Below are 16674 nucleotides of genomic sequence, written 5' to 3'. Positions count from 1 at the left end.
GGGCCGGGGCGGTGCGTCAGGTGCCGGGCTTGCGTCCGTACACGAAGACGTCGTCCCCGTTGCGCAGCAGGTTCCAGTATGCCTTCGCGTCGGCGGGCCGCATGTTGACGCAGCCCCCGGAACCCGGCGGGTTGTACATCGACTTGGTGGTCGCGTGGAACGCCTGCCCGCCGTCGAAGAACTGCGAGTGCGGCATCCACACCTTGTAGAGGGTCGACCAGTGGTTGAGGGACCGGTAGTAGATCTTCTTCGCGCCCGTGCGGGTCTCCGCGCCGTCGCGGCCCGTGCGGACCGGCACCGGCCCGTACACCAGCTTCGACCCGTCCTGGACCCAGCTGAGCTGCCGGGTCAGGTCGACGCAGGCTATCCGGCCCTTGTTGACCGGGCAGGCCCCCGCCTTGTTGGGCGTCCTCCCGGCGGCCCGCTGCTTCAGGATCGTGTCCATCGTGCGCCAGGTGAGCGGCCCGGCGTAGCCGACGGACGGCGTGATGCCGTGCGCCTGCTGGAACGACCGGATCGCCCGGCAGTCCGCCGGCGACTGTCTGCCGTCGACCGGTCTGCCGAGGAACTTCTCCACCTGCCTCTGGTACGGCCCGGTCTGCGTCGTGCACGTCGCCGCCGCCTGCGCGGGGCCCGCGCCCACGGCCAGCGTCAGCGGTGCGACCAGTCCGGTCATGCCCAGTGCGACGGCGGTGCGCCGCCGCCATGCCCCACACTTTGCCCCCATACGTCTCTTTCTCCTCGTGTCCGGTCGGTTCTCCGTTCCGTAGGACGTTCGGTGCAGCGGGCCGGTTACGTCAAGGGGCGGTCCGTCCCGGGCGTCCGGGACGTCCGGGACGCCCGGGACGCGGGGGAGTGCCGAGCGGAAGCGGTGCGGGCGCCCGCACCGGGGTGGGCGGGACCCGCGGCGCGCCCGTGTCGTAGGTTCTCCGGAGGCCGCCGGGCCGTCAGACGCGTGCGCCGGGCGGTCCGCCGACCGGCGCGCAGGCGGACCGCGGCGGCACCGCCCCGCCCCTGCCGGGTGCGGGGCCCACCGACCCGCGGAAAGACACGGAGACGACCGACATGCGGCTTCGATGCGCTGTGCTCGACGACTTCCAGGCCATCGCCACCAGCGTGGCCGACTGGAGCCCCGTCCAGGACCGGGTGGAGGTGGTCGGCTTCACCGAGCACTTCGCCACGGAGGACGAACTGGCCTCCGCCCTCGCCGACTTCGACATGGCGGTGACCCTGCGCGAGCGCGTCCCCTTCCCCGCCTCCCTGCTCGACCGGCTGCCCCGGCTGAAGCTGCTCGTCGCGTCCGGCATGCGCAACTCGGCCATCGACCACGCCGCCGCCGCACGCAACGGCGTGACGGTCTGCGGCACCGAGAGCTCCCCGACCCCGCCGGTCGAGCTGACCTGGGCCCTGCTCCTCGGCCTCGCCCGGGGGATCGTCACCGAGAACGAGGCCCTGCGCTCGAACGGCCCCTGGCAGTCCACGGTCGGCGCCGACCTGCACGGCCGTCGCCTGGGCCTGCTCGGCCTGGGGAAGATCGGCAGCCGGGTCGCCCGGGTGGGCCTCGCCTTCGGCATGGAGGTGGCGGCCTGGAGCGAGAACCTCACCGAGGAGCGCGCGGACGAGGTCGGCGTCCGCCTGGCCTCCTCGAAGGAGGAACTGCTGCGCGAGAGCGACTTCGTCTCGGTCCACCTCGTGCTCGGCGAGCGGACCCGCGGCCTGGTGGGCGCCCCCGAGCTGGCCCTGCTCAAGCCCACCGCGTACCTGGTCAACACCTCCCGCTCGGCCGTCGTCGACCAGGAGGCCCTGCTCGCCGCGCTGCACGAGGGCCGGATCGCCGGGGCGGGCGTCGACGTCTTCGACGTCGAGCCGCTGCCCGCGGACCACCCGGTGCGCACCGCGCCCCGGCTCCTGGCCACCCCGCACCTCGGCTACGTCTCGCGGAACAACTACCGCACCTACTACGGGCAGGCCGTCGAGGACATCGAGGCGTACCTGGCCGGCAGCCCGGTGCGCCTCCTCAACTGACGTCCCGTCGCGCGGGAGCCGGACCGCGCGCGTACCGCCCGGCCGGTCGCTCCCGCCCCGGCGCCCGGGAAGCCGCCGACCCCGGGGAGCCGCCGGTGACCGGCCCGCGGCGGAGGGCGGTCCGGCGACCGCCCGGCGCGGTCCGGCGACGCGCCGCCGCCCGGCGCCGGGGGGGCCGGACCCGTCGCCCGGCGGGACCGCACGGCTCGCGCCGCACCTCAGCGGGGTCCGCCCGCCGCGACGACCGGCGTCCGCCGCCCCGCGCCGGCGGCGCCGCCCCGCCCCTCCGGCCCGCGCCGCCGTGCCGCGCGGGCGCTGTGCGTGCCGTACAGGGTGAGGGAGACGACGCCGAGGACGGCGGCCAGGCCCAGCAGGACCGTGCCCGGCCAGCCGCCCGCGTGGTAGGCGGCAGCGCCGAGCGTGCCGCCCGCGCTGCCGCCGAGGTAGTACGCCGACTGGTACAGCGCCGACGCCTGCGCCCGTCCGGTGGCCGCCGTCCGGCTCACCGACGACGAGGCGACCGCGTGGCCGGCGAAGAAGCCCGCCGTGACGAGGACCAGTCCCGCCAGCACGGCGGCCAGCGAACCGGCCGACGACAGCAGCAGCCCGGCCGCCGTCACGGCCGCCGCCAGGTACAGCGCCCCGCGCCGCCCGGCGCGCCCGACCAGCCCGCCGGCCGCGGCGGACGACGCCGTACCGACCAGGTACACGAGGAACACCGATCCGGCGACCCCCTGCGGCAGCGAGAACGGCGCCTCCGTCAGCCGGTAGCCGATCACCGTGTACACGGCGCCGAAGACCGTCATGAACAGCGCGCCGATCGCGTACAGCCGCAGCAGCAGCGGATCCGACAGGTGCGCGCGCACCGTCCGCGCCACCGCGCGCGGCTCCGGCGACGAGGGCGTGAAGTGCCGCGCGGCCGGCAGCAGCAGCCGGTACGCCACGACGCACGCCGCCGCCGTCAGCCCCACGGCGGCGAGTCCCGCCCGCCAGCCCCACAGCTGCGCGGCCCACCCGGTCACGACGCGGCCGCACATCCCGCCGACGCTGTTGCCCGCGACGAACAGCCCGACCGCCGCGACCAGGGCCTTCGGCCGCACCTCCTCCGCCAGGTACGCCATCGCCGACGCCGGCAGCCCGGCCAGCGCCGCGCCCTGCACGGCGCGCAGCGAGATCAGCCACTCCAGGGTCGGCGCGAACGGCACCAGCAGGCCCACGGCGACGGCCGTCACCAGCGAACCGGTCATCACGGCCCGCCGTCCCAGCCGCTCCGACAGGGCGCTCAGCGGCAGCACGCACAGCGCGAGCGCGCCGGTCGCGGCGGAGACGGTCCAGCTGGCGGCCGACGCGCTCACCGCGAAATCGGCGGAGACGGCCGGGAGCAGGGCCTGGGTCGAGTAGAGGAGGGCGAACGCCGCGACGCCGGCGGCGAGGAGGGCGAGGCTCATCCGGCGGTGGCCGGGACGGCCGGGGGCGAGGCGGGTGTCGGCGTCCGCGGCTGCCGCGGACGCCCCGGTACTGGCGGGAGACATGCCTCGACCGTACGGAGCGCCCGGCTCATGCGTCCAATGCATGAAAAGGCTTTAATCGTTCCCATGACGCATGAGTACAGGTCGCGGCCCCGGCCGTCGCCGGCCGGCAACGAGGAGGAGACCGGACTGCTGCTCGCCCCCCGTCTGGCGTACTTCGCGGCCGTCGCCCGCCACGAGCACGTGACCAGGGCCGCGCGGGAGACCGGCGTCCCCCAGTCGACGCTGTCGCGGGCCGTGGCGCGCCTGGAGGCGGACCTGGGCGTCACGTTGTTCGCGCGCAAGGGCCGGACCCTGTCGCTGACCCCGGCGGGCCGGACGTTCCTGGCGTCCGTGGAGCGGGCGCTCGGCGACGTGGAGCGGGCCGCCGAGGCCGTGCGCGCCGACGTGCACCCGACGGCCGGGCGCGTCGCGTTCGGCTTCCTGCACACGATGGGTTCGGAGACCGTGCCCGGCCTGCTGCGGGCGTTCCGCGTCGACCACCCCAGGGTCCGCTTCACCCTCGTCCAGAACTACGGCGAGGCCATGATCGAGCGGCTCCGGGCGGGCGAGCTCGACCTGTGCCTGACCTCGCCGGTGCCCGACGCCCCCGACCTGGCCGCCCGCCGCCTCGACGAGCAGCGGCTGCGGCTCGTCGTGCCGGACGACCACCGGCTGGCCGGCCGCAGGCGCGTCCGGCTCGCGGAGGCGGCCGACGAGGCCTTCGTGACCCTGGAGCCGGGGTACGGGCTGCGCCGCATCACCGACGACCTGTGCGCCGAGGCGGGGTTCCGGCCGCGCGTCGCGTTCGAGGGCGAGGAGGCGGAGACGCTGCGCGGGCTGGTCGCGGCCGGCCTGGGCGTCGCCCTGCTGCCACCGCCCGCGGTGCCCCGGCCCGGTGTCGTCGAACTGGCGGTGACGGCGCCGCGCGCGGTCCGCGAGATCGGCGTCGCCTGGCAGGCGGGCCGCCCGGACACGCCCCCGGTGGCGGCGTTCAAGAAGTTCCTGCTGTCCCGCCGCGGCAGGCTGCTGGGCGTCTCGGGGCAGTAGGCGGGCGCCGTACGGCATCGGGCGGCGCGCGCCGGGTACCCGGTGGCCATGACCAGGAACGACGACCAGCGTCCCGTACGGCGTCCCGACCCGGACCGGGAGCGCGGGGCGGACCCGGCGCACGGCGCCGACCCGGTGCGCGAGGTGGACCAGCGGAGCGGCCACGAGGCGGAGGCCGCCGAGGCGGCCCGCCGGGCGGAGGAGGAGCGGGCGGCCTCACGGCCCTTCAGCTACCCCTACCCCGAGCGCCGCGCCGGCGTCCGCGCCACCCGCCGGGTCGCGCGCGAGGCGGCCGACGCGGACAGCGTCCCCGGCGTCCCGGGCGGCTACGGCACGACCGGCGGGGGCCAGCCCGGCGGCAGCCCCGGCATCAACCCGGACCGCAGGGGCACCCTCGACCCGTCCGAGTACGCCGACACCATCGCCGGCGGCGAACCCGACCCGCGGCGCAACCCGGAGGAGAGCTGACTCAGGACCGCAGCGAACGGCCGAACCCGGCCGCCAGCGGCATCCGCAGCCCCAGGGGCGGCGGCGCCGCGAAGGCGTCGGTGACCGGGCGGGTGTAGGGGCGGTGGAAGAGCGAGCCCAGCACGAAGTCGGTCGCCAGCGCGACGACCTCGTCGTGGTGCTGACGCAGCGCGTGCCCGTCCGAGTGGACCTCGAAGCGGCACGTCGACCGGTTCGCCTTCTTCGCCCGCACCGCCAGCCAGTACGACAGGTCGGGGTGGGCGGCGGCGTCGGTCGTCCCGTGCACGATCATCACCTGGCGGCCCACGAGCTGCCGGACCGGCTCCGGCTCGGCGGCCACGTCGTCCTCCGGCAGCCACGGCGCCAGCGCCAGTACGGACGCCACCGCCGGGTGCCCGGCCGCCCGCAGCGCGGCCCGCCCTCCCATACCGTGCCCGGCGAGGCAGACCGGTACGTCGCCGTGGCGCCGCACCACCTCGGCGACGGCCCACCGGGCGTCCGCCGCGAGCCGCGCGTCGGCGCCGTTCCAGCCGCGTCCCCGGTACCGCACCACGTGCGCGACCAGCCCCTCGTCGCGGCCCGCCCGCACGAGGCGCCGCGCCAGCGGGAGCAGTGCGGCGCGGTGCAGCGGCGAGGCGCGGCGCGCCGATTCGGGCGTGCCGTCCGGGAGGAGGAGGACCACCCCGCCGACCGTCGCCACCGACTCCGAACCCCCTACGGCCCGCCCCAGGCGCGGCTGCCGGGCGCGGCCCGGACCTACGAGTGCGTGGTGTGCCATGACAGAACAGTCTCAGAAGACCAGGTGTACGCCATGCGTACACACGGTCACCGTTCCGTATCGAGTGATCCCCGCCGGCCCGCCGCCCCTCCGGGACGCCTCCGCCCCGGACCGGGCGGAGCCGGGCGGTGGCGAGCGCGGGTGGGGGGACCGGAGCCCGGAGACGACGCGTCGGGACCCGGTCCCCCCACCGCGGACCGGGTCCACCGCGCCCCGAGGGTCCCGTCCCACGACCACCTCGCCGGGGACCGCGCCCCGGCACGGTCGTCGCCCCGGTCCGCGCGCGGCCACGGCGCCCCGCCCGGGGCCGGACCGGACCGGCCCGGCAGGTGGTTCCGCGAGGCCCCCGCCCACACCTGCGCCGTCGCGCAGGCCCGTGCCCGTGAGGCCCTTCTCCGCACCGCCGCCGAGTGCGCGGAGGACCTCGACGAGGACGGCGTCGGGTGCGCGGAGGTCCGCCACGTCCCCGAACAGCACCCGGAGGGGGGCCTCGTCCCCGGCGGGGTCGTCGCCGTCGACATCGACGACCGCTTGACGCCCGGAACGGGCCCGAGCCGCGAGTGCGAGCCGCTGACCGAGGCGTTCGACCACAGGTTCGACGACATGCGGAGGCTCACCGTCAACGCGATGAAGTCCGCCTTCATCCCTTTCGATGAACGACTGGCGGTGATCGACGACGTGACCGGGCCGGGATGCGCCGAGCGGGATCCCGAACGGCTGTTCGGTCAGACCGCCACCACCAGCGCGTCTGCCCGGGAGGAGGTCCGAGACGCCGCCGCGGGGAGCGGACGGGCGGGGCCGGGAGCCCCGCGCCCCGGCCGCCTCCGGTGTTTGCGGGACGCAGCGCGCGATGGCTAGCTTGCGGAACCGCTCATCCCCGATTCCCCCGAGGACGAATTCCGATGAAGCAGTCCGCCGCCAAGGCCCTCGGTGTCGCCGTGTTCGGCGCCGCCCTCGCCGTCTCCGCCGCCGGCAGCGCCTCCGCGCTCACCGACATCCCCACCGGCGAGGTCGTGGAGACCGCCACCGAGTCGGTACCGGTCGCGCAGACCGCCTCCGACCTGTCCGGCGAAGCGGGCGAGACCGCCACCCGAGCCGAGGGCACCCTCGCCGAAGCCGCCCCCGCCGAAGCCGCCCCCGCCGAAGCCACTCCCGCCGAAGCCGCCCTCGCCGAAGCCGCCCCCGTCGCACCGGCCGACACCCCGCTCGACCCGGTCACCAAGCTCCTCGGCGGCCTCCCCCTCGGCGGCCTCCTCCCGGTCCCCGGCCTCGGCTGAACCGGCCCCGGACGTACGACGGCGGTGGGCGCGCACCTTCCGGGTGCGCGCCCACCGCCGTCCGTCGCGCCGGGGAGGCGGCGGGGGCGAGGGGACCGCGGCCGCTACCAGGCCGGGGTCGCGGTCTTCTCCGTCGGCAGCAGCATCCACAGCGCCAGGTACAGCAGGAACTGCGGACCCGGCAGCAGACACGACACGGCGAAGATCACACGCATCGTGGTCGCCGAGGTGCCGAAGCGCCGTGCCAGCGCCGCGCATACTCCGGCGATCACGCGTCCGTCGCGAGGGCGGGCAAGTGCGGCCATGGTGGGCTCCTTCGTGAGGTGCTTCGCGGAGGCCGCCGTCGGGCCTCCGATGACTCCATCCTCCCCGCCTACCCCGGACAAAGCTTCCCACTACGGGGCGATCCCGACCCTGGGAATCCTCGGGGTCTTCCCCTGAGGGACCTCCTCCGTCCGAAGGGCGCCGCCCCGCCGCCCCTCCTCCGGGAAGGACCGGCGGCCCGCCCCGGCACCGGTGCGCGCCCCGCGGTCCGGCGCGCCCGTCCTGCGCCGCAGCCGCGCCCGGAACGCCGGCACGACCGCCAGGTGCGCCAGCGCCACCCCCGCCGTGTTCAGCAGCACCGCGTCCACGTCCACCACCCGGCCCGGCACCGCCGTCTGCAGCAGCTCGATCCCCAGGGACACCAGCGCCCCCGCGGACACCGTCCGCACCAGCGACGCCCACGGCGCCACGTCGAGCCGCGCGTCCGCCAGCGGCAGCAGCACGCCCAGCGGCGCCAGCAGCACCAGCGCCTCGCCGAGCCGCCGCGCCGCCTCGACCGGGCCCAGCGCCAGATCGGCCCTTATCCCGGCGAGCGGCTCCAGGTTCGCCGCCGTCACCCACATCACGTCCAGCGGTCGCAGCGTCAGCCACCCCACGAGCACCAGATGGAGGGAGAGGAGGACGAGCCCCGCGACGCGGTAGCGGATGACGGCCATGCCGCCCGGACCTTGACGCTGCACGCCCCCCAAGACGCGGACACCGACGGGATCGGTTCCCCTTTCCGGGAAGGCCCCGTCCCCCTCAGGACACCCGCGGACCCGCCCGTTCGGAGCCGGGCGCCACCGGCCCGGACGGCCGGAGCGGGTCAGGGGGCCCGGGTCGGCACCGGGGACTCCGGGCGGTCCTTCACTCCCCCGTCGCACACATAGCGCCGCACCGGGTGCTCCCCCGGCCCCCCAGCACCACGGCGCCGTGCACCGAGGTCGCGTCCGTCTCCCCGTACGTGCACACGATCTGCGCCAGCGCCACCGGCGGCAGCTCCTCCGGCCCCCGGCTCAGCCGCAGCGAGCCCTCCGGATCGCCCGCGCGGCCCGCCGACACCGTCAGCGGCTCCTCCAGGTACGTGGTGAAGCCCGCCTGCCGCTCGCTCTGCGAGGGCCGCTCCCGTATCGCGTCGAGCAGCGCCTGCGCGACGGCCGCCCGCGACGCCCCGCCCGGTACGCCGCCCCCGGGCCGCACGGTGCGCTCCACCGGCTCCAGGCCCGACGCGCACACGAGGTACACCCGCGCCGGCATCCCCGCGCCGGGCGCCGTCGGCCGCGCGGCCGTCTCCGACAGGCTGCACGGCACCCGGGACGGCGCCCCGCCCGCGTCGACCGGCACCGACGTCGTGCGGATGCCGCACCCGGCGGTGACCGCGGCCAGCACGGCCGCCCCGGCCGACACCCCCCATCGGCGTGCGGCCGGACCGCCGGCGTGCTCCGCGCGCGGGCCCCGGCCCGCCGCACGCCCGCCGGTGTCAGGCCCGCGCGTCCCGCTCGCCACCGTGCTGCCCCCCGTCCTCCGGACCGTCGTTCCCGCGGCCGTCGCGGCCGCCCCCCTCACCGTGCGCGGAGCCGCCCTCCCCGTCGCGGGCCGCGACCTTCGAACCGTCGCGGGGCAGCCGCAGCGTGAACACCGCACCGCCCCCGTCCGGCGAGTTGGCCGCGGTGATGTCGCCGCCGTGGACCAGCGCGTTCTCCATGGCGATCGACAGTCCGAGCCCGCTCCCCTCCGACCGCGGCCGGGACGCGCTCGCCTTGTAGAACCGGTCGAAGACGTGCGGCAGCACGTCCTCGGGAATGCCCGGCCCGTGGTCCCGCACCCGCACGATCAGGTCGTCGCCCGACGTGCGCACCGACACCCGCACCGGCGAACCGCCGTGCTTGAGCGCGTTGCCGATCAGGTTCGCCAGTATGACGTCCAGCCGGCGCGGGTCCAGCCGCGCCACGATGCCCCGTTCGGCGTCCAGCTCCACCGCGTCCAGCCACGCCCGCGCGTCGATGCAGGCCGTCACCTGGTCGGCCACGTCCACGTCGTCCAGGACCAGCTTCGCCGTGCCCGCGTCGAACCGCGTGACCTCCATGAGGTTCTCGACCAGCGTGTTCAGCCGCCGCGTCTCGCTGATCACCAGCGACACCGCCGGGGCGACCATGGGGTCGAGACTGTCCTGCTCCTCCTCCAGGACCTCCGTCACCGCCGTCAGCGCCGTCATCGGCGTCCGCAGCTCGTGCGACATGTCCGCCACGAACCGGCGGCTGGACTCCTCCCGCGCGCTCATGTCCGCGACCTTCTTCTGGAGGCTCTCCGCGGCGCTGTTGAACGTCCTCGCCAGCTCGGCGAGCTCGTCCGTACCGGACACCCGCAGCCGCGTGTCGAGCTTCCCCTCGCCGAGCCGCCGCGCCGCCTCGCCCAGCCGGTGCACCGGCTTCAGCACCGTCGTCGCCGCCACCTGCGCCAGCAGCGCCGACCCCAGCAGGGCCAGCAGCGTCGCCACCCCCAGCGACCAGCCCAGCGAGTTCAGGTCCTGCCGCTCCGGCTCCAGCGACTTCAGCATGTACCCGGTCGGCCCGCCGCCGACGATCCGCGTCCCGCCCACCAGGTACGGCGTGCCGCGCAGCGTCGTCCGCAGCCAGAACACGTGGTAGGCGTGCTTGTTGGCGGCCGTGAGCTCCTGCTCCTCGTCCACGGCCACCCGCAGCGACGCCGGCACGTCGTCCAGCGCGAACCGGTCCGGGTCCGAGGCCCCGACGACCTGTTCGCCCCCGTCCCGCTCGCCCAGCAGCACCACGCTGTACCCGCCGCCGCCCCGGGCCATCAACCGGGCGGTCCGCCGCAGCTCCTCCCGCGTGGGCCGCGGCGGGAGCGCGGCCGCGCGGTTCTGCATCTCCTGCTTGAAGTCGCCGAGCGCCGCCTCCTGCGTACGCGTCAGCACCGCCTCGCGGTTCAGCCAGTACGCGATTCCCGACGCCGACACGGCTGCCGTCAGCGCGACCAGGCCGAACACGACGATCAGCCGCACCCGCAGGCTCGTCCACCGCCTCCCCGCGCCCAGAGCCCTGCGTACGTCCTCGGCGGCACCGCCCGGCGCACCGCCCCGCCCTCCGCGCACGCTCACGCGGGGGCGTCGAGCCGGTAGCCGACGCCGCGCACCGTACGGATCAGGGTCGGCGACGACGGAACGTCCTCCACCTTCGCCCGCAGCCGCTGCACACACGCGTCCACCAGGCGCGAGTCGCCCAGGTAGTCGTGCTCCCACACCAGCCGCAGCAGCTGCTGCCGCGACAGCGCCTGCCCGGGCCGGCGGCTCAGCTCCAGCAGCAGCCGCAGTTCGGTCGGCGTCAGCTGGAGCTCCTCGCCGTTCTTCGTCACCGTCATCGCCGACCGGTCGATGGCCAGCGCGCCGAAGGTCGCCGAGTCGGTCGTCTCCCGCTCCCCGCGCCGCAGCACGGCGCGGATCCGGGCGTCCAGCACCCGTCCCTGCACCGGCTTGACGACGTAGTCGTCCGCGCCCGACTCCAGGCCGACGACCACGTCGATGTCGTCGCTGCGCGCGGTCAGCAGGATGATCGGCAACTGGTCCGTGCGCCGGATGCGCCGGCACACCTCGAAACCGTCGATACCGGGCAGCATCACGTCCAGGACGATCAGGTCCGGCCGCTGTTCCCGGAGCAGTTTCAGGCCGTCCTCACCCGTCGCCGCGGTGGCCACGCGGTGGCCCTGGCGGGACAGCGAGAGTTCGAGGGCCGTGCGGATGGCGTCGTCGTCCTCGATCAGCAACAGGAAAGGCACGGCGTCATTCTGTCCCATGGGGGAGACGAGTTCGACCCGCGGGGCCCCCGGCGGTCCCTCCAGTACCAGACCGGTGCGCCGCGGGCCCCTGTGACACGCCTGTGACAGTCGGCGGACACCGCCATGAACTCCCCTCGGCAGTCTTTTTTCCACACGGACGAGCCGACTCCACGACGACAGGGGGGCGTGATGAACGCAGTGCAGCACGGCACCACTTCGAACGCAGTTGTCACGCGTCTCCACGACGTCGCGCGGAGCACCGGGCGGTCCGGCGCCGAGGGGGCTCCCCCTCCGCCGAACGGAACCGGGAGCCCGGGGCGGGGCGGGGACGCGTCCGCGGCCCCGGACGCCCGCACAAGGCGCCCTGCGTGGTCGCCCTGACCGACGGGGGCAGGGCGCACGGGGAGACCGCGGGGGAGCGGAGGGGCCCGGCGAGGAAGAGGAACGCGGAAGCCGCCTTCACCGCCTACGTCCAGGAGCGCCGCGCCTCCCTGTACGCCACCGCCTACCACCTGACCGGGGACCGGCACGAGGCCGAGGACCTGCTGCAGAGCGCGCTGTTCTCGACGTACCGCGCCTGGGACCGGATCAGCGACAAGGCGGCGGTCGGCGGCTACCTGCGCCGCACGATGACCAACCTGCACATCAGCGCCTGGCGGCGCCGCAAGCTCAACGAGTACCCGACGGAGGAGCTGCCGGAGACGGTGGGCGACTCCGACGCGATGCGCGGCACGGAGCTGCGCACGGTGCTCTGGCAGGCGCTCGCCCGACTGCCCGAGCTGCAGCGCACCATGCTGGTCCTGCGCTACTACGAGGGCCGCACCGATCCGGAGATCGCGGAGATCCTGGACATCAGCGTCGGCACGGTGAAGTCGAGCATCTGGCGGTCGCTCCGCCGGCTGCGCGAGGACGAGGTCCTCAGCTTCGGCCGTGACCGGGAGGAGTCCTTCGGCCAGCTCGTGGCCTGAGGACGGGGGGCGGGGGGAACCCACGGGGGAGGTGGGGGGGACCCCGCGGGGATCACGGGGGATCCCATCGGGGGATCGGAAACACCTGCGCCGGGCGAGCTGGGGGGCTTGCCCGGCGCAGGTGTTCCCGTCGCGGGGAAGGGCTCCGCGGGGTCGCCGCGTCCGGTCCCGCGCGCCACGGCGGTCTCCGGCCGCGGGGACTCCGCACGGTCGCCGCGTCCGGCTCCGCCGCGCCGCCTACACCGGCTCCGGCGTCCTCGGGCCGCGCTGCCGTCCCACCGCCGCGGCGGCGAGCCGGACCAGCGCCTCGTCCCTCCCGCAGGGGTACGCGCCCAGCGCCGTCTGCCGGGCCACGACCGACCGCTCGGCACGCATCAGCCGCCATCCCCGGCGCAGCAGGAACGGCACCGACTTGCGGCCCTCGCGCAGGTCCCGCACCAGCCGGCGGCGGAACGTCGTGGACGGCCGGCCGCACAGGCACAGCACGTCCGCCAGAACCCCGAGCTCCTCGCAGCGGCGCGCGACGTCGGCCGCGAAGACGCCCTCCGCGACGAACAGCGGCGCGCGGGCGACGTCCAGGGTCGCGCGGCCGACGCGGGAGCTGGTGGAGATGTCGTACACGGGGACGGTCGCACGGCCCGTGGCGCACAGCTCGGCGATCGCGGCGACCGCCTCGTCCGCGTCCCACGACCCGGGGGAGTCCCAGTCGACGTCCGTGCCGCCCGGCACGAGCGGCAGGGACGGGTCGTCGCCCTCCTTGTAGAAGTCGTCGAGCCGGAGCACGGGCAGTCCGGCGCGGGCGGCGAGGGACGACTTGCCGGAACCTGAGGGACCCGCGAGCAGCACGACGCGGGTCGGGATCGGTGGGGAACTCACGGGACACCAGTGTGGACCATCGGCCCGGAGCGGGACCCCACCGGGAGGCCCCGGTGGCGGCGCCACCCCCTCCCCGCGGAGCGCGACCGGCCGCTCGCCCCGCGTGCGGGCCGTCCTGCGTACGGTGTGCCCCGGGTACGGGCGTCCCCGGGAGGGGCGCCCCGCCGCCCCCCGGGGGAGGGGCGGCGGGGCGGGGCCGCTCAGTACGCCGAGCCGGACGCGCCCAGGGAGCCGGTCGGGTGCCAGACCGTCTTGGTCTCCAGGAACGCCGTGAGGCGGCCCGTGCCGGGGTCGGCGGTCCAGTCGGCGCCGCCGTCCGCGCCCCGGGGGCGCAGGACGCGCTTCAGGTTGTCGGCCGCCGCCACCTCCAGGTCGCGGGCGAGCTCGGGACCCGCGCCCGTCAGGTCGACGGCGTTGACGTCCTGGTGTGCGGCGAGCGGAGCGGCGATCTCCGCCGTGCGGCCCGACAGGATGTTCACGACCCCGCCCGGTACGTCCGAGGTGGCCAGGACCTCGGCCAGCGACAGGGCGGGCAGCGGGGCCCGCTCGCTGGCCACGACGACCGCCGTGTTGCCCGTGGCGATCACCGGGGCGACCACCGAGACCAGGCCCAGCAGCGACGACTCCTGCGGGGCGACGACGGCGACGACCCCGGTCGGCTCCGGCGTGGACAGGTTGAAGAAGGGGCCCGAGACGGGGTTGGCGCCGCCGAGGACCTGGCTCACCTTGTCCGTCCAGCCCGCGTACCAGACCCAGCGGTCCACGGCGGCCTCGACGACCTCGGCGGCCTTCGACTTCGACAGGCCCTCCGCGTGCGCCACCTCGCGGACGAACTGGCCCCTGCGGCCCTCCATCATCTCCGCGACCCGGTACAGGATCTGGCCGCGCAGGTACGCCGTGGCGCCGGACCAGCCGCCGAACGCCTTGCGCGCGGCGACGACCGCGTCCCGCGCGTCCTTGCGGGACGAGAGCGGCGCGTTGGCCAGCCACGTCCCCTTGCTGTCTGTCACCTCGTACACCCGGCCGCTCTCGCTGCGGGGGAACTTCCCCCCGACGTACAGCTTGTAGGTCTTGAAGACGCTCAGGCGGTTCTGGTCTCCGGTGCCGCTCATCGGCGCTCATCCTCCGGGCTCGACGGGGCGAGGTACGCCTCCAGACCGTGCCGGCCGCCCTCGCGGCCGAAGCCCGACTCCTTGTAGCCGCCGAACGGCGACGCCGGGTCGAGCCTGTTGAACGTGTTGGCCCACACGACGCCCGCGCGGAGCCTGTCGGCGACCGCGAGGATGCGGGAGCCCTTCTCCGTCCAGACGCCCGCCGACAGGCCGTACCGGCTGTTGTTCGCCTTGGCGACGGCCTCGGCCGGTGTGCGGAACGTCAGCACCGACAGGACCGGGCCGAAGACCTCCTCGCGGGCGATCGTGTGCGCCTGGGTGACGCCCGTGAAGAGCGTCGGCGCGAACCAGTAGCCCCTCGGAGGCAGCTCGCAGGCGGGCGACCAGCGCTCGGCGCCCTCCGCCTCGCCGGTCTCCGCGAGCGCCGTGATGCGGGCCAGCTGCTCGGGCGAGTTGACGGCGCCGATGTCGGTGTTCTTGTCCAGCGGATCGCCGAGGCGCAGTGTGGACAGGCGGCGCTTCAGGGCGTCGAGGAACTCGTCGTGCACCGACTCCTGCAGCAGGAGGCGCGAGCCGGCGCAGCAGACCTGTCCCTGGTTGAAGAAGATGCCCGTGACGACGCCCTCGACGGCCTGGTCGATCGGGGCGTCGTCGAAGACGATGTTGGCGCCCTTGCCGCCCAGCTCCAGCGTGAGCTTCTTGCGCGTCCCCGCGACCTGCCGGGCGATGGCCTTGCCGACGGCGGTGGAGCCGGTGAAGGCGACCTTGTCCACGTCCGGGTGCTCGACCAGGGCGGCGCCCGCGTCCCCGTACCCGGGGAGGATGTTGACGACGCCCCTGGGCAGGCCCGCCCGGCGGCACACGTCCGCGAAGAACAGCGCCGACAGCGGGGTCGTCTCGGCCGGCTTGAGGACGACCGTGTTGCCTGCGGCGAGCGCGGGGGCGATCTTCCACGCCAGCATCAGCAGCGGGAAGTTCCAGGGGATGACCTGGCCGGCCACGCCCAGCGGCCTGGGGCGGGGGCCGAAGCCGGCGTGGTTCAGCTTGTCGGCCCAGCCCGCGTAGTAGAAGAAGTGCCCGGCGACCAGCGGCAGGTCGTGGTCGCGGGTCTCCCGGATCGGCTTGCCGTTGTCCAGGGTCTCCAGGACGGCCAGCTCGCGGGAGCGCTCCTGGATGATCCGCGCGATGCGGAACAGGTACTTGGCGCGCTCGGAGCCGGGCAGCGCCGACCACTTCGCGAACGCCTTCCGGGCCGCGCGCACGGCGCGGTCCACGTCCTCGGCGCCGGCCCGGGCGACCTCGGAGAGGACCTCCTCGGTGGAGGGGGAGACGGTCTTGAAGACCGCGCCGTCCGCCGCGTCGGTGAACTCGCCGTCGATGAACAGGCCGTACGACGGCGCGATGTCGACGACCGAGCGGGACTCGGGGGCGGGTGCGTACTCGAATGCGGATGCCATGGTGATCAGTCCACCGTCACGTAGTCGGGACCGGAATACCGTCCGGTGGCCAGCTTCTGGCGCTGCATGAGCAGGTCGTTCAGCAGGCTCGACGCGCCGAAGCGGAACCAGCGGTCGTCCAGCCAGTCCCCGCCCGCGGTCTCGTTGACCAGGACCAGGAACCTGATCGCGTCCTTGGAGGTGCGGATGCCGCCCGCGGGCTTCACCCCCACCTGGACGCCGGTCAGGGCGCGGAAGTCGCGCACCGCCTCCAGCATCAGGAGCGTGTTGGCGGGGGTGGCGTTGACCGCGACCTTGCCGGTCGAGGTCTTGACGAAGTCCGCGCCCGCGAGCATGCCGAGCCAGGAGGCGCGGCGGATGTTGTCGTACGTGGAGAGCTCGCCGGTCTCGAAGATGACCTTCAGCCGGGCACCGCCGCAGGCCTCCTTCACGGCGCGGATCTCCTCGTACACCTTCAGGTACCGCCCCGCGAGGAAGGCGCCCCGGTCGATCACCATGTCGATCTCGTCGGCCCCGGCGGCGACGGCGTCGCGGGTGTCCGCGAGCTTCACGTCGAGCGCGGCGCGGCCGGCGGGGAAGGCGGTGGCGACGGAGGCGACCTTCACGTCCGTCGAGCCCGCCGCGGCGAGGGCGGCCCTGGCGGTCGCCACCATGTCGGGGTAGACGCAGACGGCGGCCGTGTGCGGGGCGGCGCGGTCGGTCGGGTCGGGACGGACGGCCTTGGCGGCCAGTGCCCGGACCTTGCCCGGGGTGTCCGCGCCTTCGAGCGTCGTCAGGTCGATCATCGAGATGGCCAGGTCGATGGCGTACGCCTTGGCCGTGGTCTTGATCGAGCGCGTACCGAGGACGGCGGCGCGCGCCCCGAGGCCGACGGCATCCACACCGGGCAGCCCGTGGAGGAAGCGGCGCAGCGTGCTGTCGGACGCGGTCACGTCAGCGAGTGCATGGGTGGGCATGGTCACCAGGGGAGCATATCTACGCGCGTAGCGGCCTGTACAGCCCGGAGTGCGGACACCGCGTCCACGGGTACGGAAGTCCCAGGTGGGCACGGGGCGGGTGA

General features: G+C 75.3%; 16 protein-coding genes and 2 pseudogenes. 6 read left to right on the top strand and 12 right to left on the bottom strand.

Features of this window, described 5'->3' with window-relative positions; all coding sequences use genetic code 11:
• Positions 1-16 precede the first annotated feature (16 nt).
• Complete coding sequence (locus tag LUW75_RS07810) at positions 17-727, bottom strand: L,D-transpeptidase family protein (protein WP_462933705.1); 711 nt, start codon at positions 725-727, stop codon at positions 17-19.
• A 338-nt stretch (positions 728-1065) separates the two neighbouring features.
• Between LUW75_RS07810 and LUW75_RS07805 the strand changes: the two genes are divergently transcribed.
• Positions 1066-2025: a D-2-hydroxyacid dehydrogenase family protein gene (locus LUW75_RS07805; RefSeq protein ID WP_250334974.1), complete on the top strand. Its 960-nt coding sequence runs from the start codon at positions 1066-1068 to the stop codon at positions 2023-2025.
• A 218-nt stretch (positions 2026-2243) separates the two neighbouring features.
• Here the strand turns inward: LUW75_RS07805 and LUW75_RS07800 are convergent, their stop codons facing one another.
• Positions 2244-3557 carry an MFS transporter gene (locus LUW75_RS07800; RefSeq protein ID WP_250334973.1) on the bottom strand — a complete coding sequence of 438 codons (1314 nt, stop codon included), beginning with the start codon at positions 3555-3557 and terminating at the stop codon, positions 2244-2246.
• A gap of 63 nt (positions 3558-3620) precedes the next feature.
• On the opposite strand from LUW75_RS07800, the gene LUW75_RS07795 reads away from it, so the two are divergent.
• Positions 3621-4583, top strand: coding sequence for a LysR family transcriptional regulator (locus tag LUW75_RS07795; protein ID WP_250334972.1), 963 nt, complete (start codon positions 3621-3623; stop codon positions 4581-4583).
• Positions 4584-4631: 48 nt separating this feature from the next.
• Complete coding sequence (locus LUW75_RS07790) at positions 4632-5051, top strand: hypothetical protein (protein WP_250334971.1); 420 nt, start codon at positions 4632-4634, stop codon at positions 5049-5051.
• Position 5052: 1 nt separating this feature from the next.
• Here LUW75_RS07790 and LUW75_RS07785 read toward each other — a convergent pair whose 3' ends face one another.
• On the bottom strand, positions 5053-5829 hold the full coding sequence (locus LUW75_RS07785; protein ID WP_250334970.1) for an alpha/beta fold hydrolase: 777 nt from the start codon (positions 5827-5829) through the stop codon (positions 5053-5055).
• Positions 5830-6342: 513 nt separating this feature from the next.
• Between LUW75_RS07785 and LUW75_RS24920 the strand changes: the two are divergent.
• Together LUW75_RS24920 and LUW75_RS07775 are read left to right on the top strand one after the other, a co-directional pair.
• A pseudogene (locus LUW75_RS24920) lies at positions 6343-6582 on the top strand (adenosine deaminase); the annotation flags it as partial.
• A gap of 149 nt (positions 6583-6731) precedes the next feature.
• Positions 6732-7106: an ATP-binding protein gene (locus LUW75_RS07775; RefSeq protein ID WP_250334968.1), complete on the top strand. Its 375-nt coding sequence runs from the start codon at positions 6732-6734 to the stop codon at positions 7104-7106.
• 104 nt (positions 7107-7210) lie between these two features.
• Here the strand turns inward: LUW75_RS07775 and LUW75_RS07770 are convergent, their stop codons facing one another.
• The 5 genes from LUW75_RS07770 to afsQ1 form a co-directional block, all read right to left on the bottom strand.
• Positions 7211-7411, bottom strand: coding sequence for a PspC domain-containing protein (locus LUW75_RS07770; RefSeq protein WP_250334967.1), 201 nt, complete (start codon positions 7409-7411; stop codon positions 7211-7213).
• Between the two features lie 90 nt (positions 7412-7501).
• A complete protein-coding gene (locus LUW75_RS07765) occupies positions 7502-8086 on the bottom strand; it encodes a VanZ family protein (RefSeq protein ID WP_250334966.1) in 585 nt (194 codons plus the stop codon).
• Between the two features lie 190 nt (positions 8087-8276).
• The gene (locus LUW75_RS07760) at positions 8277-8816 is read right to left on the bottom strand and encodes a hypothetical protein (RefSeq protein WP_250334965.1); all 540 of its coding nucleotides are present in this window, start codon (positions 8814-8816) and stop codon (positions 8277-8279) included.
• A 73-nt stretch (positions 8817-8889) separates the two neighbouring features.
• Positions 8890-10431: an ATP-binding protein gene (locus LUW75_RS07755; RefSeq protein ID WP_462933785.1), complete on the bottom strand. Its 1542-nt coding sequence runs from the start codon at positions 10429-10431 to the stop codon at positions 8890-8892.
• 92 nt (positions 10432-10523) lie between these two features.
• On the bottom strand, positions 10524-11201 hold the full coding sequence (afsQ1, locus tag LUW75_RS07750) for a two-component system response regulator AfsQ1 (RefSeq protein ID WP_250334964.1): 678 nt from the start codon (positions 11199-11201) through the stop codon (positions 10524-10526).
• Positions 11202-11390: 189 nt separating this feature from the next.
• Between afsQ1 and LUW75_RS07745 the strand changes: the two are divergent.
• Positions 11391-12169: pseudogene (locus LUW75_RS07745) on the top strand (SigE family RNA polymerase sigma factor).
• Between the two features lie 237 nt (positions 12170-12406).
• Here the strand turns inward: LUW75_RS07745 and LUW75_RS07740 are convergent.
• The 4 genes from LUW75_RS07740 to deoC all read right to left on the bottom strand — a co-directional run bounded on the left by LUW75_RS07740 (position 12407) and on the right by deoC (position 16570).
• A complete protein-coding gene (locus LUW75_RS07740) occupies positions 12407-13045 on the bottom strand; it encodes a uridine kinase family protein (protein WP_250334963.1) in 639 nt (212 codons plus the stop codon).
• A gap of 200 nt (positions 13046-13245) precedes the next feature.
• Positions 13246-14157: an aldehyde dehydrogenase family protein gene (locus LUW75_RS07735; RefSeq protein WP_250334962.1), complete on the bottom strand. Its 912-nt coding sequence runs from the start codon at positions 14155-14157 to the stop codon at positions 13246-13248.
• Entirely contained in the window at positions 14154-15614 is a 1461-nt protein-coding gene (locus tag LUW75_RS07730; RefSeq protein WP_250334961.1) for an aldehyde dehydrogenase family protein, read from the bottom strand. Before LUW75_RS07730 ends, LUW75_RS07735 begins: the two co-directional genes overlap by 4 nt.
• Before the next feature lie 5 nt (positions 15615-15619).
• Positions 15620-16570 carry a deoxyribose-phosphate aldolase gene (deoC, locus tag LUW75_RS07725; RefSeq protein WP_250334960.1) on the bottom strand — a complete coding sequence of 317 codons (951 nt, stop codon included), beginning with the start codon at positions 16568-16570 and terminating at the stop codon, positions 15620-15622.
• Between the last annotated feature and the right edge of the window lie 104 nt (positions 16571-16674).

This window comes from Streptomyces sp. MRC013 (assembly GCF_023614235.1).
Lineage (GTDB): Bacteria > Actinomycetota > Actinomycetes > Streptomycetales > Streptomycetaceae > Streptomyces.
Note: the sequence above shows the minus strand (reverse complement) of the source record. Positions and strands in the feature narration are given on the sequence as shown.

Bases quoted from the DNA above. Each gene is read 5' to 3' on its own strand.
- deoC (WP_250334960.1), bottom strand. From the start codon at position 16,570: ATGCCCACCCATGCACTCGCTGACGTGACCGCGTCCGACAGCACGCTG.
- LUW75_RS07800 (WP_250334973.1), bottom strand. From the start codon at position 3,557: ATGTCTCCCGCCAGTACCGGGGCGTCCGCGGCAGCCGCGGACGCCGAC.
- LUW75_RS07730 (WP_250334961.1), bottom strand. From the start codon at position 15,614: ATGGCATCCGCATTCGAGTACGCACCCGCCCCCGAGTCCCGCTCGGTC.
- LUW75_RS07805 (WP_250334974.1), top strand. From the start codon at position 1,066: ATGCGGCTTCGATGCGCTGTGCTCGACGACTTCCAGGCCATCGCCACC.
- LUW75_RS07795 (WP_250334972.1), top strand. From the start codon at position 3,621: ATGACGCATGAGTACAGGTCGCGGCCCCGGCCGTCGCCGGCCGGCAAC.
- LUW75_RS07765 (WP_250334966.1), bottom strand. From the start codon at position 8,086: ATGGCCGTCATCCGCTACCGCGTCGCGGGGCTCGTCCTCCTCTCCCTC.
- LUW75_RS07790 (WP_250334971.1), top strand. From the start codon at position 4,632: ATGACCAGGAACGACGACCAGCGTCCCGTACGGCGTCCCGACCCGGAC.
- LUW75_RS07810 (WP_462933705.1), bottom strand. From the start codon at position 727: ATGGGGGCAAAGTGTGGGGCATGGCGGCGGCGCACCGCCGTCGCACTG.
- LUW75_RS07735 (WP_250334962.1), bottom strand. From the start codon at position 14,157: ATGAGCGGCACCGGAGACCAGAACCGCCTGAGCGTCTTCAAGACCTAC.
- LUW75_RS07775 (WP_250334968.1), top strand. From the start codon at position 6,732: ATGAAGCAGTCCGCCGCCAAGGCCCTCGGTGTCGCCGTGTTCGGCGCC.
- LUW75_RS07785 (WP_250334970.1), bottom strand. From the start codon at position 5,829: ATGGCACACCACGCACTCGTAGGTCCGGGCCGCGCCCGGCAGCCGCGC.
- LUW75_RS07770 (WP_250334967.1), bottom strand. From the start codon at position 7,411: ATGGCCGCACTTGCCCGCCCTCGCGACGGACGCGTGATCGCCGGAGTA.